Genomic DNA, 15992 nt, shown 5'->3' on the forward strand with positions numbered 1-15992 from the left:
CCTTCGATGTGGGATGGCAGGTGTCCATGCGGTATCTGCCGATACGTCCTTCCGGTTTGGGCGTCATACTCATGATCAGTTCGGCATTGGCTTAATCGTTCGTGGAGCTCAGGTTTCGATGAGTGGGCGCGGTAGGGTAGAAGCTGTAGTGGGGAATGTGATCACCGTTAATCCTGGTGAAGTCCATGATGGCTCACCTTTGGGAACAGAAAGCAGGTCGTGGCGCATGCTCTATTTCGACCCCACCGTTTTGTCCGGCGCCATGCAAGTTCTGACGGAAAGTCGCTCTGGCTGCGTTGAGCTATCCAGCCCAGTATTTCGTAATCGTGAGCCTGCGGCCCATTTCTCGACACTCTTTCGAATTCTGACGGATTCCCGCGGCGGGCACAGCGAAATTGAACAGGAAGAAACCCTGCTCTTTTTACTGGCAGGCTTACTCGCAAGCCCGCGTATTGAGAAAAAGGGCGTACCAAAATCAATTATCCTGGCAAAGGAGCGTATTGATGATGACCCCTCATTACCGTTATCACTCCATGAGCTTTCAGCTCTGGGAGGCGTGAGTCAGTTTCAGCTACTACGCGCTTTTTCTACAGTCACAGGGCTTACTCCACATGCTTATCTTATCCAGCGGAGACTGCAAAAGGCGAGGCAGCTTATCGCTGGAGGAATGTCTCTTACTGATGCCTCCTATACCGCCGGTTTTGCAGATCAAAGTCATATGACGCGACTTTTTGTTCGTACTTATGGCATAACGCCCGGCGCCTATGCTGCTGCGATAAAGTAAGCTGCAATTTTATTCAATACACCAATCGTGACACTCGGCATGCTGCTGGAAACATTCCGGAAGAGAGATTTGCCAATGTCACTATTCTACCCTCCCCTCATTCGTAATCATGTTGAACGACTCTACACTGGAATAATTCATGCAGATGGCATTATTCCCCGTACCAACCTCACTGCGCAGACTCAGTTGCCCCGTTACATCGAGTCCGAAGTAAAAGTCTGCGGGGGAAATTCATTATGACACTTGAGTTTCTCCTTACCACTCTCATTATCGTGGCATCTCCAGGGACTGGCGTACTCTATACTGTCGCCACGGGCATTTCAGATGGTGCTCGCGTAAGTATAATTGCTGCATTGGGTTGCACGCTGGGTATTGTTCCGCACATATTAACAGTTATTACAGGACTTGCTGCAATACTGCATACTAGTGAAATGGCCCTTCAGATAATTAAATATTTGGGCGTAGCATATCTGCTTTATATGGCATGGAAAACGCTTAATGAAAATAAAAATCTGAATATGGCTAGTAAAACTAAAAAACAGAGTTTAAGGCAAGTTATAACCTCGGCGATACTTATCAATCTACTCAACCCTAAACTCTCTATGTTTTTCCTGGCATTCTTACCGCAGTTCGTTATAAAAGGTGAGATCTCACCTGTTTCTCAGATGCTGGAGATGAGCCTGATTTTTATGGTTATGACTTTCTTTGTATTTACCGTATATGGAATTAGTGCAGCCAGCATACGCCAGCATGTGGTTGCTAATGCTGCTGTGCAACGTTGGGTATTGCGTTTCTTTGCTGTTGCGTTTGCCGGGCTTGCCGTTAAACTGGCATTGATGCAAATCTAGACGTCAGATGAACTCATGATAAATAAAAGCCCATAGTTAATTTTCCAAATAAAAACCAGTGATAAGCAAATTCTCAAGCATCAATAAGGTAAAGAGCCGGTATGGCAACGATAAAGGATGTTGCAGAGTTAGCAAGAGTATCCACCGCAACCGTTTCACGCGTTATTAATCAAACTGCATGGGTTGAACCGGTGACGCGTGAGCGTGTTGAAAAAGCTATGCGCGAGCTGAATTATCATCGCAATGCCGCCGCAATTGCATTAGCGAAACGCAGCGGGGACATGCTCGGGTTATTGACCGGCAATCTTGCCGATCCTTTTTTTGCCAGACTTGCCCGAGGCGTGGAAGAAGTATCACGCCAGCAACAATTTCGGCTGATGGTATGCAGCGGTGGCCACGATGAAGGAATGGAAAAATCCGGGCTCGATTTCCTGATCAACCAGGGCTGTGAAGCTATTGTGGTCCATGCCAGTAGGCTCTCCGAAAAAGAACTGTTGCGATATGCCGCGCATTTCCCGGCCATGGTCGTCGTGAATCGCTATATTGCCGGCATGGCCAATCGCTGCGTATGGCTGGAAAATAGTCAAGCAGCTAAAACAGCCACGCTACATCTACTGGAACAAGGACACCGTTGTATTGCTTGCGTGACAAGTGATTTACCGATTATCGATCGTCGTGAGCGACTGGAGGGCTATCAGTTGGCGCTGGCCGAATATGGTATTACGCCAGATAAAAACTGGGTTATTAGCGTCCCCTTCAATGAAGAGGGGGGCGAACGCGCTGCGCATCAGTTGCTAAATTGCGGCATCCCTTTCACCGCAGCGGTGACATTTAATGATGTGATGGCCGCCGGGATTATGCGCATCCTTCATCAACAAGGAATTACACTGCCACAGCAGCTTTCAATCGTTGGGTTCGATGATGTGGTGATGGCGCGCTATCTCTATCCCGCGCTGACAACAATGCATTACCCCGTTGAACGGATGGCGCGCTGTGCTTCGCACCTGGCGATACAGCTTTTTAAGGGCGCAACCCAGCGTCCCAGTGTGAATAGCTTCACTGCGGATCTGGTGATCCGCGATTCTGTTCTTCCCCCCGTCATCAATGCGTAAATCGTCAAGCCCCTGAATTGTGATCGACTTCAAGTTTAACGTTCTCATGTAATCGCTTACATGAGGGCCAATGAACGATCACAGTCAGGCCTAAGGGTGTTCTCTACTCTTGAACGACCTTACAGACTGGAGATTCATGAATGAATGCCTCTCAAAATCAGAAAAAAACGCTCTCATTTGGACTGGCAGCGATCCCTATTTTAGCCATGCTCCTGCTATTAATTATTGGCTACGGCATTATGGGGTTACGCATTGAACCTTTGTTACTGTGTTCTGCCGCTGTCGCCGCAGGGATGGCCTGGTGGCAAGGGTATTGCTGGGAAGACATCATTAATTCGGTGGTCGATAAACTCGCCAAAGCAATGCCGGTTATTATGATTCTTATCTGCGTTGGCGGCCTGATTGGAACATGGATGTTTAGCGGCACCATCCCTTATATGGTGTACTGGGGACTTAAACTCATCAGCCCCGAATACATTCTCATCGCCGCCTTCTTTTTGACCAGCGTCGTATCCGTATGTACCGGAACCTCCTGGGGTTCAGCCGGAACGGTGGGCGTAGCATTGATGGGGGTTGCCGCCGGACTGGATGTCTCGATGGCAGCGGCTGCGGGAGCCGTTGTTTCAGGTGCTTACTTCGGCGACAAGATATCGCCTCTGTCAGACTCAACTAACTTTGCGGCCATTGTCGCAGATACTACCCTTTTCGAGCATATTCAGCACTTATTGTGGACCACAATTCCCAGCTTTCTGCTTGCAGCCGTGGTTTATTTAATTGCGGGCCACAGCAATATGCTGGGCGAGGTCGCCACGCCACAACGGGTGACCGATATTGTCAACGCACTGGAGTCGCTGTACCACTTCAATATCATTCTGATTTTGCCGCCAGTAATCGTTTTATGGGGGGCGATTCGTAAAAAACCGGTCATTCCTTTAATGCTGAGCGCGTGCGTATTAGCCCTGATTCTGGGCGTTGTGATGCAGGGACTTAGCATCAAGCAAGGACTGGATGCCTTTATCGATGGCTTTAATATTACGATGTTCCCGCAAGGGAGCGAGGGCATTATTGCGGATGTACCACGCCTGCTTAACCGTGGTGGAATGTTCTCAATGATGAGCACTATCCTTCTGGTATTTTGCGCATTCTCTTTTGCCGGGGCTTTAACGTTAACGGGGGCGCTCAACATTCTTATTAACCGCCTGTTGACCGTCATTCACAGTGTCGGTCAGCTAATTGCGGCGACCATTGGAACCACCATTCTGGTGACAGGTGCGACAAGCGACGGCAAACTCGCTCTTCTGGTTCCAGCTGAATTATTTAAAGACGCTTACCGTCGTATGGGACTGGATACTAAAAATCTATCCCGCACTATTGAAGATGCGGGCACAGTTATTGAACCGCTATTGCCGTGGACCTCTGCCGGAGTCTATATGGCAACGACATTAGGCGTGAGCACGCTGGATTTACTGCCATGGGCAATTCAGTGCTATGCCGCAATCTTCTTCGCCTTGATTTATGGTTTTACAGGAATCGGTATCGCAAAAGCGCCATCAGCGGCAGGTACAGCTAAAAAAATTACGGCAACAGAATAGGGAGAGCATGTAATGGATTTTAATAAGGTTATCGATCGCCACAATACCGGTTCGCTGAAATGGGACTTTATGACGCGATATTTCGGCGAAGATACACATGAACTGTTGCCAATGTGGGTTTCTGACTTTGACTTTGCTTGCCCCCCTGCCGTTCAGGAGGCTTTAACACTCCGCGTCGGGCACGGCATTTTTGGTTACAGCGAACGCCCACAAAGTTACTTTGATTCATTAAACTCATGGTTCTCCACCCGCCATCAACTGGAAATAAAGCAGGAATGGGTCTGCAGCATTGAAGGCGTCGTTCCGGGGTTATCTCTACTGGTGCAAATGCTGAGTCAACCCGGTGAAGGCGTGGTCGTTCAGGGGCCGTACTACGGGTCATTCGCCAAAATTATCACTCTGAACGGCAGGCAGCTCCTGGAAAACCCATTATCTGAGGATCCGGTTACGGGTTATCAAATGGATTTTGTGCACCTGGAAATGTTATTCCGGACTGAACGCCCACCGTTGATGATTTTATGTAATCCGCATAACCCAACCGGCCGTTGTTGGTCTGCGCAGGAGCTGGAACAGCTACTCACCTTATGTGAGACCTATAATGTTACGTTGCTGTCTGATGAAATATGGGCTGATTTATTACTGCCAGGTGAAAAATTTACTTCAGTTCTGCATCTGGGAGCGCGCTGGCATTCGCGCGTTATCTCTGCCACCTCCGCCAGTAAAACGTTTGGTTTGTCGACACTACGCATTGCTAATTTTCTGATACCGGCACCGGCATTGCGTGAACACTTTTTACGCCGTCTGGATGCCCATGGGCTGGATGTGTTCAATGCGCTATCCGTCGAGGCAAGTACGGCAGCATGGCAGCATGGCGCGCCCTGGTTAGACGAGTTACTCGATTATCTGGCTGAAAATCGACGCTGGTTTATTCAACAGATTAATGAATATCTCCCGTGGGCTCGGGTTGTTCCTTCCCAGGGTACGTATCTGCTGTGGATCGATTGCAAAGCGCTTGGACTGGATGATGAGCAACTCAAAGGGGTTATGCTTGATGTTGCCGGTATTGCGCCTTCAATGGGAAATAGCTTTGGTTCGGCTGGCAAAGGTTTTATTCGCCTGAACATGGGATGTCCACGCGCCTACCTCGAAAAAGCGATAGTGGGGTTGAAGCGTATTACAGTTTAATCTTCCTGCAAAAATAAAGTAAAAATCCCCGCCATCCGATGAGGATGCGGGGACATTCACAAAAATCATAGAGAGCTAAAATTATTTAGCTCGCCGTTATCATGCTTAAAGGTCTTTTATTTCGTAGTCCGGTAGATGACATTGCGTAATAAAAGCATTCAGCGTTTCGATATCCGGCAGTGCGGTCAGCGCCCCCTTGCAGGTTGTCGCGAGCGCTCAACAATTGATCTAGCCCCCTAAGTTCTCTCGTCATTGGATGTATATTTATTAACCACCTCTCTAACAAAAGGAACGTTGTATGACAGAGCATGAACGGTTTTGCCAGGCCTGCGGAATGCCAATCTCCGGTAGTGATGCCAACGTTGCCAGCAATCAATATTGCACCTGGTGTAGTGATGCCGACGGTAATTTGAAATCCTGGGATGAAGCCGTTGCAGGTCTGGCGGCGTTTCTCGACTCATGGCAAAAGGTCGGCCCGGAAGAGGCGCGTATACGTGCTAAGCGTTATCTTACAGCGATGCCCGCCTGGGCGCATAAGGCGGATAACCACTGAGCCTTCTGGCATCATGAATATGAGGGACAGTATGTTTTCTTACATTATGTTAGGTACCAACAATCTCCCACGCGCCATTCAGTTTTACGATCCGCTAATGGAACTGCTTGGGCAACCGCAGGCCGGGCGTAATGAAGAAGGGGCGTCGTGGGGAACATTCAACGGCAACCACACCGTTGGACTGTGTATCGGCAGCCCCTTCGATCGACAACCTGCCAGCGTTGGTAATGGCACGATGGTGGCGCTGAATGCACGTTCCGTCGAGCATATTGAGCAGTTACACACCCTCGCGCTCAGCCTGGGCGGCACAGATGAAGGCGCGCCGGGTCACAGGCCGCAGTATGGTCAGGGATTTTACAGCGCCTACGTACGCGATCCGGACGGCAACAAGCTCGCGTTTATCTATTACGCGAACGTAGTCTAAAGAAATCTTTATCGGCGATTCGGTACTGGCAGAGATCAGCTTTACTGTATTGTGAAGGCATAGTATCGCATCAATACATCGCTTATCGATCGGCGCTAACGATCAATATCGAAAAGCTGATCTATCAAAACGATTATCTTGCATACACTTGCCTGGTAAACCAGATAATGAGGCCATCACGGCGCGGAAAGATGAAGAATAAAATCGACGTCAGCCTCATCTTTCCGGCTTACAATGCCACTAAGACCATTGGTAGTCCGGTTAATAAAATCCTCAGTGAAACCCGCATGGCTATTGAACTTATTATTGTCGATATTCAGTCCGGCCTGAAGAATGAATGTACGATGGAAAAATGCCTTAGTGTGGGGATGGATATCCGTGAAAAACAGCGTTCAAATCTCATTATGCATAATTGTTGCGGTATAGGTCCGCCAGTTACCTGAATCGTTCATCACCGCATAGTTTAACGTTGCCCCCACGCCTGGAGCCTGAGAAAGTACGACATCTCGCCGCTCATACGGCGCGAGCATGACGTTATCGATCCTGATTCCCTTTGTTGTCGTTACTGTCAGGCTCATATACCACGGCGTTGGGTTGGTTATCGTGATGCCCTGCGAAGTGATGCTGAAGCGCAGTTTCTGTTCATCATTGGCGGTGGGCGCCTTTAAGCCGGTCGGACGAATAAATACCTTCAACCGCAGCCGTAGGGGTAACACTAGCTTGCGGCTGGCGCTTTTCGTCGCGCTCAGTTCAGGCGGTATCTGGTAAATGTTGAGCCAGAACAGGCTCTCCCGATCCTCTGGCAGACTGCGCCGTGAGCTCAGCATCACGCGAAGTGTTCTCAACTCATCCGGCTGCATCTTAAAGACGGGCGGCAATACTACCAGCGGCGTACGGGTGCTATCGGGGGAAGAAGCTATTTCTCCGGCGTCGGTCCAGATTTGTAACAGCATTGGCGTTACGCTGTCGTTTGCGAGCGTCAGCGACTGGGCAATATCGTTAGAGGCGAATACGAGCCGGGTTCGGTCAACGTTAACCGCAGCAAACGGCGCAGAAATGACGCCTGCCAGCAACAGCAGCGCTAATACCGCCTTACTGAAAACTAACCACTGCCTGTAACTGCGCATTCACGCTCCCTACCGTTACCGGTTGTCCAGCGAGCGCCTCAAGGGAGGCGGTAAAATCACCGTGCCAGACCTCCACTGAACCGCGGTCTTTTTTACTCGTTAGTACGGTGAGTTCCTTATATCCATACCAGCCACGGGCGTTGCCCGTTCCGGTACTCATTTTGTCCGGCAAAAGGTTAAGCGGCGCACCGCCCTCATCGTAAATCCGTATTCCTACTCCGGAAGCCACGCCCTTTTCGCCATAATGCGTGTCCAGTAACCAGGTCAATCCACCGCCGGTGGTCGTCAGGCCAAGGCGGCGCGCGGCGGCCACAGCGCCAGGCTGATTGACTAAAAAACCCATGGCTACGTTAGCGACACTAGTGGTGGGATGAGTCGAGGACACCGCGCCAGCCTCGCACTCAAGCGTTATACTGAAAGGCGCTTCGCTGCTTTCGCCAGAAGAGAGCGCCTCCGTTGTAATGGTAGGAAGCAGCACCGTCGCGGGATAATCTTCAATGGAGCAGGCTGCGCCGCGAATATAGGTGACCTGATTGTAGCTACTCCACGCACCGGGCCAGGATTCTGGCCAACCATAATAACTTGAAGCATGATCCATACCGGGTTGAATAGCAGAGGTCAGTAAGCCAGGCCCCTTGAATGCGATATAGCCGCGCGGCTGGTTATAGGTGTCTTTGTTAATTCTGTCGCCAAAAACATAGGGACCTGAGGCGGCGATTTTAATCATCTCATACAGGACATTACTAAATGCGCCTGCGGGAATATAAATTGCGCGATCGTCCTGAAACCAACTATCCGCAGTAAGCTGGCGCTGCTTCCAGAAACGGCTATAGTATTCGCCGGTACTCAAATTCGTCATGCGTACCGCGACGTTACGTTCCGCGTCATAGTAGGCTCCCTCCACTTCTTTCGCCCGACTTCCACCAACAAAGTAGTTATCGCCGTTGGTTGAATACAATTCATACAGCTTCCCGGCGTCCTGCAAATCACAGCGGTAAAGCACCTGCTTTGCCGTATAGGGCGTCTGAACGCCTGCAGTGAGGAAATTACCCACCGTACTGGCAAGCACGGTGCCGGAAGGCTGGAACTTATTATTCGCGCTAACGCTAATGACTGACGGCAGACCAAGATGACCGATATTGTCATCAAAGGCACCGCGCCAGTAGCGTGCGGTATAGCCTGCTTTAATCGCCGCCTCAGAAAGGAAACTATTATCCGTCACTTTAACGCAGTTAGCCCAGGGCGCAGTGCTGAAAAGCAGGGTAGCAGCAAGTAGCAGCGTTTGGCGAAGATAACACATGAGACTATTCCCTCTCGCAGGTCGTTGTAAGATAAATCACGTTTTCAGGCGAATGCAGATCGAACTGGTAGGGCACATGGCAACGTCGATCGGTCCCTTTTCCCCAACGCACCAGCAATGAGCCTGAAGGAGTGCTGATACGGGCATAAACCTGCCCACCCTGCCCGACCATCCCAATGACAGCTCCTTCGCTGTTAATGACCTCGGCCCCCATCGGCGGAACGCCGCCATCCGCCATTTTCACCGCGATAAGCACCGCTTTGCCGGTAATTGTGGAGAAGTTCACCCGCGCGATCGCGCCGGCATAGGGAACAACTTGTTGGCTTCCCCCCGTCAGTTCAGCATCGCTGCGCATCTGGCGAGTATCGAGAGAGACGTTGTTGCGACGATACGGAGATAGCGCAGGTAAAATGGCGTAACCGAAACTGTCGATTACCGCTCCCTGACCGTTCTGGACGACTGCGCCCTGCGCGCCATCGGCGTGAATTAATGCAAAGGTGTCGCTGGCGTAAGGACCGAGCGTCACGCCACCGGAATGCAGCACCAGGGTCCCGGAGGAGCCCAGTGCCACCTGCCGATAGTCCTTTCCCTGGTCGTAGCCCGCACGCAGCGCGCCAAAACGGGTGTTTTGCTGAAAATTACCGCCGAAAGTCGTCGATGCCCCTTCATCCCCATTGCGATAGCGTTCATAGCCGCCATAAACAGACCAGGAGAGTTCGCTCTGCTCGCCACGGGTCCCGGTCATCGACAGGGTTGAAGAGTGATTCGCGCGCGACTGGTTATAGTTCATCGCCACGGATGTCGGGCTGTCACCCCAGTCAAAGGGAATGGAGAGAGTAAAAGACAGCGTCGTCTCGGTATATTTTTGCCGCTGGCTCAGATCCTGCGGTTCGTTAACGCTGCGGTAGAAGCGGCCATAGTCCCAGGTGGAACGCTGCCTGGCGAGGTTGAATCCATAACTCACTTTTCGCCACTGGTTGCTGTAGCCTAGCTGCAACTGCGTGATCCGCGACTGATTATGGTAGTAATCAGCGGTACTGGCGCTGAGATTGAGCGTACCTGAATGGCCTAAGGGCTGGCTGACGGTCGCAGAAAGGCGTTGACGTTGATGCAGCGTATCAGAGTAGTAATCAATGCCGTTTTGCTCCTGTCGGCGTACGCCAAATACATCCTCCAAATCGCGGAATCCACCGGTTGAGTAGCGATAGGCCGCCAGCACCAGATTAGTACCAGTGGAAAAAGTCTTGCTATAGCTCAGTTCCGTACGCCAGCCCTGCTGGCGGTCATTATGCTCCACTCGCGCACCAGACCAGGTGGCGTTCATACCAAATGCGCCGAAGCGGGTCGCCCATACGCCGCCGACCAGCCAGGCCTGATAATCATGCGCCAGCCGCGATCCGAGGTTAAGAGTGAGGTTATTATTCACCCCGTGCTGCAGCGTCCCCTCAAGAAAGCGGTTGTCGATGCGGTAATATTGGCGGACCTTGCCAAGAGCGAAAGAGTAGTGCCAGTTGCCTGGTCGTACTGAGTCGGGAACCGCAGAATAAGGCACGGTAAAACGCGATACTTTTCCGTTAGCCTCAATCACTTCAACCTGCAAATCTCCCTGATAACGGGTGTTGTAAAGATCGTCAATAGAGAACGGTCCAGGCGGAACATGGGTTTCATAGATCACTTTGTCCAGCTGTTTGACGACCACCCGCGCGCTGCTTGCCGCCACGCCGCGTACTTCAGGCGCATAGCCGCGTTTACCCTGCGGCCACATGCGCTCATCCGTGGCGAGTTTCATGCCATTAAACGACAAGCTACCGAATAAACTGGAGTCAGTGTAGTTATCGCCAAACGTCAGGATGCTGTCGATTGCGGCGAGTGGTCGCTGCACCCAACTGCGTACGCGATTGTAATGCCAGTCGCTTCCGCTCTGATTGCTGTCGGCATAGCGCAGGTTACCCTGATGGCGGAGCTGCCACAGTCCGATGTTGCTGCCAATGTTGATACCGCTCCACAAATACTGGTAGCGGAAGTGCTGGCTGGTGTTGTCAGTGTGGGTCCAGTTAGTGTTATGGCGTAAAAACAGAGCCAATGCGCCGCTGTCCCACTGCGAAGGCGGAAGATAGCCGCGCGGCCTGTGCATCAACTCGTTCATCGGCAGCGTAAGCCTGAGCTGTAGCGTCGCGCTATCAAATTGCCATTCGCCTCGGGATACCCATTCCCTTAGCGGACGACAGCTATTTGGAGGTGCTTTATCCGGGAGCGATTTTACCCGAGCAGCCTGCATCAGCGAGAACGGAAGGCAAGGCTCCGTGCGTTGTCCACCATTGACTGGATTAAAGCGTATCTTTGCGCCGGATTTTAGCAGCGAGCCATTGACCATAACATCAACCAGATACTCTCCGGCGGGCGTGCCGGGACCGTTAACGCTCGCCATACCTTGTCCGTAAGCCGTCCCCTGTAGAAGAGAAGGATCAAAATAGTATTCTTCGCCAAATGCCTGACCGGAGCAGACTACGGCTAAGATAACGAAGATATTTTTGCGACAGAATTTAACCTTCGGCGACATGATAACGCTCGCTTATCCTTGCTCCCTGGTCGTTAACCAACGTCACGATGACGGTACCGTTAAGCGAGTTGGCGCTGAATTTCCCAGGTATCCAGAAAGTACGGCTGGAGAAAGGTGGAATCATTTCGACATTGAGCTGACGTGATACACCACTTGCCGTCACGCTCAGGTTGCTGAGGGACGCATACCATGGCTGCGGGTTGCTGATGACAATACCGGCACCTTTTCGGGCATTACGCACCACGGTAACGTGCAGCTTTTTAGCCAGATTGCCCGGTGAACCAATCCCTTCCGGCCGGTAAAAAAGTTTTATCCGCGTGCGTAACATCACCAGCACTTTATTCTGCTGACGGCCGCCAATATTGGCCGGCGGTACTTGCAACGCGTTGAACCAGAAGACAGATTCACGATCGTTCGGTAACGCTTTACTCTGGCTGTACACCACGCGCACCACCTGCCCTGCTTTTGGCTGGATACGAAATACCGGCGGCGTAGCGATAAAAGGAATGCCGCTCGCATTCTCTGGCCCAATACGCATATCACCATTGTCAAACCAGGTTTGTACGACGTAGGGAAAGTCATCGTTATTTTTTAGCTGTACATCGACAGAGGGTATGGTCGACGGATAGATAATCCGACTGCCTACAATGGTGACGCTGGCCCATGACATGGCAACGGGAAGGAGCAGGACTAGCAGCACCATCAGATAGCGCAGCCCTGAACGGGTAGCATCCTTTTTCATTGCAACAACTCCATTGCTATCAAAAGGGTCCGACGACAAGCACCGGACCTGGAAGCGTTTTTACAGGTAGGAAACGGCGTACTGGAGAGTGGCTTCGACCGTACCAGCCGATGCCGCGCCGGTGGCGTAATACTGCGCAGTATAGGTGGCGCTGGCTTCTGTCTCTCCCGGCTTCAACTGCAGATCGCCTTCACCTTTGAAGCCGTTGGTCAGGTTGATAACTTTCTCAGCCGTATCGAGAATTTGGACTTCAACATTGGCGGCGTCCCCGGTATTTCCAAGATTACCGTTGCTGGTCACCTGGTTACCGACAAAGACGGTAGAGATTTTGGTCGGTATATCGGCATTACTCGTACAGCCAGTGAGACCAATATCAAATGTCACCTGACCTGCGGTATTTCCGCCTTTCGCCAGTTCTTTTGCACTCACCGTCGGCAGAATAACTACTGGTTTTGCCTGATTACCGTTAATCGCTACAGAACAGGTTTCATCGGAAACTTCACCGCGAAAGGTAATGGTATTATTGGACATCGCAAACGTACTGGTAGAAATAAAAAGTGAGGCTGTGAGTAAAGCCAGATTAGTTTTCTTGAACATGGTCGTTTATTCCTTGATTACTATTTACTTTCAACTAACGCTACTCGCTCTGTGAATAACACAGATAAAGCAAACATCCTTTGGTTGAGGAAAAACAAAAATATCATCTCGCTGGGCGATTTTTATTGCGCGCCCTCTGTCACAAGACGCATAGCGACTGACGTTATACCCCAACGGCGCTATCATGTTTTAGGGCTAATCTTAGAAATCATTTTCAGAAAAGAGCTTCCTTGCATGCTGAATAACCCTTACATTTTTCTTACTCACCTGACGCACTGAAATTCATAAATTCAAAACCAGGTAAGAAAAATTCATAAAGCACAAATAACCACATGATTTAAAATGAAATTAACCACCAACATAAATGTCATAGCAAAAAACTGAAGATGCAAAGCGGGATGAAATCCCTCTGCTCCATGTTAATATACAAAGCGACAGAGAAATGTATAAAAGATCGGGTTTGACATGGATGAGAAATCGTTACTAATAGATAAAAAGGTGATATTTGATAGCGCCAGAATGACATTAACCAACGGTGATAAAATCATTAAAATTTCAGAATCGGAGACAAATTTACTCCTGGCGTTTTATCGCGGGATATATAAAAAAGAAGATATTATTAATTTTGTCTGGAAGAACCGTGCGGGTTGTGTTTCCGAATCAAGTTATTACAAGCTCATTAACCTGATGCGAAATAAATTTGATCTTGTTGGCCTGAATGCAGCAGATATTGTTACACGGCCCCGAATTGGCGTAACGTTATCATTGGCGTTAGATCCAATCGAAAAAGATCCTACACCAGCATGCGAAAACGTCGGAGATGCCGGGCGTGAAAAAGATAGTCAACAGGTTCACATTACGGACGTTAAAAAGATTGCAGCGAAAATACGCCTTCTCATCCTGACCATTATACTGCTGCTGTTAACGGGGATTGCGATGCTTTTTCAGCATGCGCCAGCGCAAAATAAATACAACAGCAGCTTTAGGATGCTTGGCGATGAGGATGGGTACATCTTCTTTAAGATGGCTAACGATAAAGTAACATTTAAGGAGGTGGTTTCGGCTTATAAAACCCTGACATTGCCGCTATGTAGCCAGAACGGTCATTATCTTTATTACCTTCGGGAGCCGAACATGAATCTTTTTTTGCAATGTCTGAATCCTGTCGAAACGGCGGTACCTAAATGCATTACCATCAAAGAACGTTACTAATCATCCTGTGCGGTCTGCTCTGTGGATTTATCATCCTGGTAACGCAGATATATCAAGGAGCCAGGCACGATACGGAAGAAGTGCGTAATCTTATTTGCACTGCCAAATCAAATATTTATATAAAACCGAGAGAGCTCATGCTGAACGGAACTCTGGTGCTGGACCTTAAGTCGAACCGAATTGCCATTCATTATGCCGTGCAGGATCAACAGCGGGAGCAGCACTTATTCTTTCAGGATGTCGCAATCACCCCACTTAACCGCACCGGCATGAAAACCTACACCTTTCGGGTTAAAGCCGTGCACAGATTTAATTCTGATACGACAGGCGATATGTTTTCCTGGCTGCGTATCCTGCAACCGGCAACAGTGAATGAGCTGACGATAAACAAAATCGGTCAGAGAGCCTATCTTTTTTCCCTGAACCGGCAGATCTATAATTTCTGCACAACGAGTGGCAGCGCTAAAGCATAATGAGTGTTGCGGCCATGGATACAAAACCGCACTTCCATTGGTGTGTGAGAGGCAACGCCCAGTGAAACTAAAGCTATCTTTTGTGATTTATGCAGTGCTTGTACCACTGGTCATTATGATTGTATTAGCATTGCTGGTCTGCGTGCTGCAGTTTAAACAGGATGTCGCACTAAGTGCGAATACCTTATTACGTTTTAGTAACGATGTGTCAACCGCCTCATGGCGGGTCACCGAGAAGACCGTAAAATTAGCGGACAAGCCCTGTACTGAAATGCTGTCGGAGCTTAATCGTACCCGTGCCTTTACCCCTTATATCCGCGATATTGGTCTGGTGGAAAACGGCAATCTGCTCTGTTCCTTTGTTACCCGGGAGCAGGCGCACCCTTTTCCTCTGCCGCCAGGTAAAACGCTTCCGACGCCGTTACCTGACAGATGGGTCCGCTCATTCGGCTTGATGGCCGGAGGACCTGGCAGGCCCGCTGTGGTTTATACGGAGCAGGTGACGACGGATAAAGCGGCGTTTGTCATCGTCGATTCTCGATATATTCAGGAATTGATGGATGTCCTCGCAGAGGAAAGAGCCGCCTTGTTCAGCCTGCGGTTTGGCGAGGGTGATACGATTATCAGCCAACCAGCGCAGCGTGACAGCATAGTGATGACCCAGCATTTCGCCACCGCCGACGGAAAGATTTCGCTTGCCGTTGCCGCACCTCTCACGACATTGACGACTCTGTGGATGAAATCTCTTCTTATCTTCATCCCTCTCTCGCTTTGCTTCTCATTTATGACCCTTTTTCTTTACCGGCAATGGGCCCAGAAACGGCTATCCATGGCCCGAGAAATCACCCGCGGTATGAAACATGGGCAGTTCACCGTGCATTATCAACCTGTATTTAACGTCAGCCGCGGTAATTGTGGCGGCGTGGAGGCATTAATGCGCTGGCCCCTTCCGGATGGGCGTTCAATTACGCCCGACATCTTCATCACCGCAGCAGAAAACGAAGGCATGATCGTTCCGCTTTCGCGTCACTTATTTGAACTCATCGCACAGGATGTCGGACGGTGGCAGGTTGCCGAAGATTTTTATATTAGCGTAAATATTTCACCTGAACATTTGATGCATGAGAGTTTTATTGCCGATGTTGAGTCGCTACTCACAAGCTTAGGGAAACTGCGCCTCATGCTGGAACTCACCGAACGCAGCCTAATTATCCAACCGGCTTTAGTGTCAGATAAGCTCATGCAGTTGCGTGAAAAAGGGGTACTGATAGCGATTGACGATTTTGGTACCGGCTACTGCTCGCTATCTTATCTCCAACAGCTTCCGGTTGATTATCTGAAAATCGATCGTTCTTTTGTCGATACGATTGATACCAGCGGCAGCGACGTGCCCATCCTGGATACCATTATTATGCTGAGTCAAAAGCTGGGGCTTAATATCGTTGCGGAAGGCGTCAGTTCAGAACATCAGCTATGCTATATC

16 protein-coding genes are annotated in these 15992 nt (G+C 50.1%); 11 read left to right on the top strand and 5 right to left on the bottom strand.

Features of this window, described 5'->3' with window-relative positions:
* Positions 1–13: 13 nt before the first annotated feature.
* From KQJ18_RS14175 to KQJ18_RS24665, 8 genes are all read left to right on the top strand, one after another.
* The gene (locus KQJ18_RS14175; RefSeq protein WP_216422165.1) at positions 14–784 is read left to right on the top strand and encodes an AraC family transcriptional regulator; all 771 of its coding nucleotides are present in this window, start codon (positions 14–16) and stop codon (positions 782–784) included.
* Positions 785–1020: 236 nt separating this feature from the next.
* Entirely contained in the window at positions 1021–1632 is a 612-nt protein-coding gene (locus KQJ18_RS14180) for a LysE family translocator (RefSeq protein ID WP_069323883.1), read from the top strand.
* A gap of 101 nt (positions 1633–1733) precedes the next feature.
* Positions 1734–2744: a LacI family DNA-binding transcriptional regulator gene (locus tag KQJ18_RS14185; protein ID WP_038637887.1), complete on the top strand. Its 1011-nt coding sequence runs from the start codon at positions 1734–1736 to the stop codon at positions 2742–2744.
* A 140-nt stretch (positions 2745–2884) separates the two neighbouring features.
* Positions 2885–4336 carry a Na+/H+ antiporter NhaC gene (gene nhaC, locus KQJ18_RS14190; RefSeq protein WP_038637884.1) on the top strand — a complete coding sequence of 484 codons (1452 nt, stop codon included), beginning with the start codon at positions 2885–2887 and terminating at the stop codon, positions 4334–4336.
* Between the two features lie 12 nt (positions 4337–4348).
* Positions 4349–5521, top strand: a complete 1173-nt coding sequence (locus KQJ18_RS14195; protein ID WP_216422162.1) for a MalY/PatB family protein — start codon at positions 4349–4351, stop codon at positions 5519–5521.
* Between the two features lie 298 nt (positions 5522–5819).
* The gene (locus KQJ18_RS14200; protein ID WP_038637880.1) at positions 5820–6074 is read left to right on the top strand and encodes a zinc ribbon domain-containing protein; all 255 of its coding nucleotides are present in this window, start codon (positions 5820–5822) and stop codon (positions 6072–6074) included.
* A gap of 31 nt (positions 6075–6105) precedes the next feature.
* Positions 6106–6498, top strand: a complete 393-nt coding sequence (locus tag KQJ18_RS14205) for a VOC family protein (RefSeq protein ID WP_085047703.1) — start codon at positions 6106–6108, stop codon at positions 6496–6498.
* A gap of 191 nt (positions 6499–6689) precedes the next feature.
* Positions 6690–6941 (top strand): glycosyltransferase, encoded by a 252-nt coding sequence (locus KQJ18_RS24665; RefSeq protein WP_233638874.1) that lies wholly within the window; start codon positions 6690–6692, stop codon positions 6939–6941.
* Here the strand turns inward: KQJ18_RS24665 and KQJ18_RS14215 are convergent.
* Genes KQJ18_RS14215 through KQJ18_RS14235 form a run of 5 tightly spaced genes read right to left on the bottom strand, consistent with a single transcriptional unit; the run spans position 6891 to position 12824 of the window.
* Positions 6891–7625 (bottom strand): fimbrial assembly chaperone, encoded by a 735-nt coding sequence (locus tag KQJ18_RS14215; protein WP_216422163.1) that lies wholly within the window; start codon positions 7623–7625, stop codon positions 6891–6893. The two genes, KQJ18_RS24665 and KQJ18_RS14215, sit on opposite strands and share 51 nt — an antisense overlap.
* Complete coding sequence (gene stbD / locus KQJ18_RS14220; protein ID WP_085047705.1) at positions 7591–8925, bottom strand: fimbrial usher protein StbD; 1335 nt, start codon at positions 8923–8925, stop codon at positions 7591–7593. Before stbD ends, KQJ18_RS14215 begins: the two co-directional genes overlap by 35 nt.
* Positions 8926–8929: 4 nt before the next feature.
* Positions 8930–11485: a fimbrial outer membrane usher protein gene (locus tag KQJ18_RS14225; RefSeq protein ID WP_085047706.1), complete on the bottom strand. Its 2556-nt coding sequence runs from the start codon at positions 11483–11485 to the stop codon at positions 8930–8932.
* Complete coding sequence (locus KQJ18_RS14230; RefSeq protein WP_085047707.1) at positions 11469–12227, bottom strand: fimbria/pilus periplasmic chaperone; 759 nt, start codon at positions 12225–12227, stop codon at positions 11469–11471. Before KQJ18_RS14230 ends, KQJ18_RS14225 begins: the two co-directional genes overlap by 17 nt.
* 60 nt (positions 12228–12287) lie before the next feature.
* A complete protein-coding gene (locus tag KQJ18_RS14235) occupies positions 12288–12824 on the bottom strand; it encodes a fimbrial protein (RefSeq protein WP_085047708.1) in 537 nt (178 codons plus the stop codon).
* 465 nt (positions 12825–13289) lie between these two features.
* On the opposite strand from KQJ18_RS14235, the gene KQJ18_RS14240 reads away from it, so the two are divergent.
* The 3 genes from KQJ18_RS14240 to KQJ18_RS14250 all read left to right on the top strand — a co-directional run.
* Positions 13290–14036: a hypothetical protein gene (locus KQJ18_RS14240; protein ID WP_087856461.1), complete on the top strand. Its 747-nt coding sequence runs from the start codon at positions 13290–13292 to the stop codon at positions 14034–14036.
* Between the two features lie 137 nt (positions 14037–14173).
* The gene (locus KQJ18_RS14245; protein ID WP_233638875.1) at positions 14174–14509 is read left to right on the top strand and encodes a hypothetical protein; all 336 of its coding nucleotides are present in this window, start codon (positions 14174–14176) and stop codon (positions 14507–14509) included.
* A 61-nt stretch (positions 14510–14570) separates the two neighbouring features.
* A partial coding sequence (locus KQJ18_RS14250) for an EAL domain-containing protein (RefSeq protein ID WP_216422164.1) occupies positions 14571–15992 on the top strand: 1422 nt, incomplete at its 3' end.

It is taken from the genome of Citrobacter sp. S55_ASV_140 (assembly GCF_018919505.1).
Classification (GTDB): Bacteria; Pseudomonadota; Gammaproteobacteria; order Enterobacterales; family Enterobacteriaceae; genus Citrobacter; species Citrobacter werkmanii.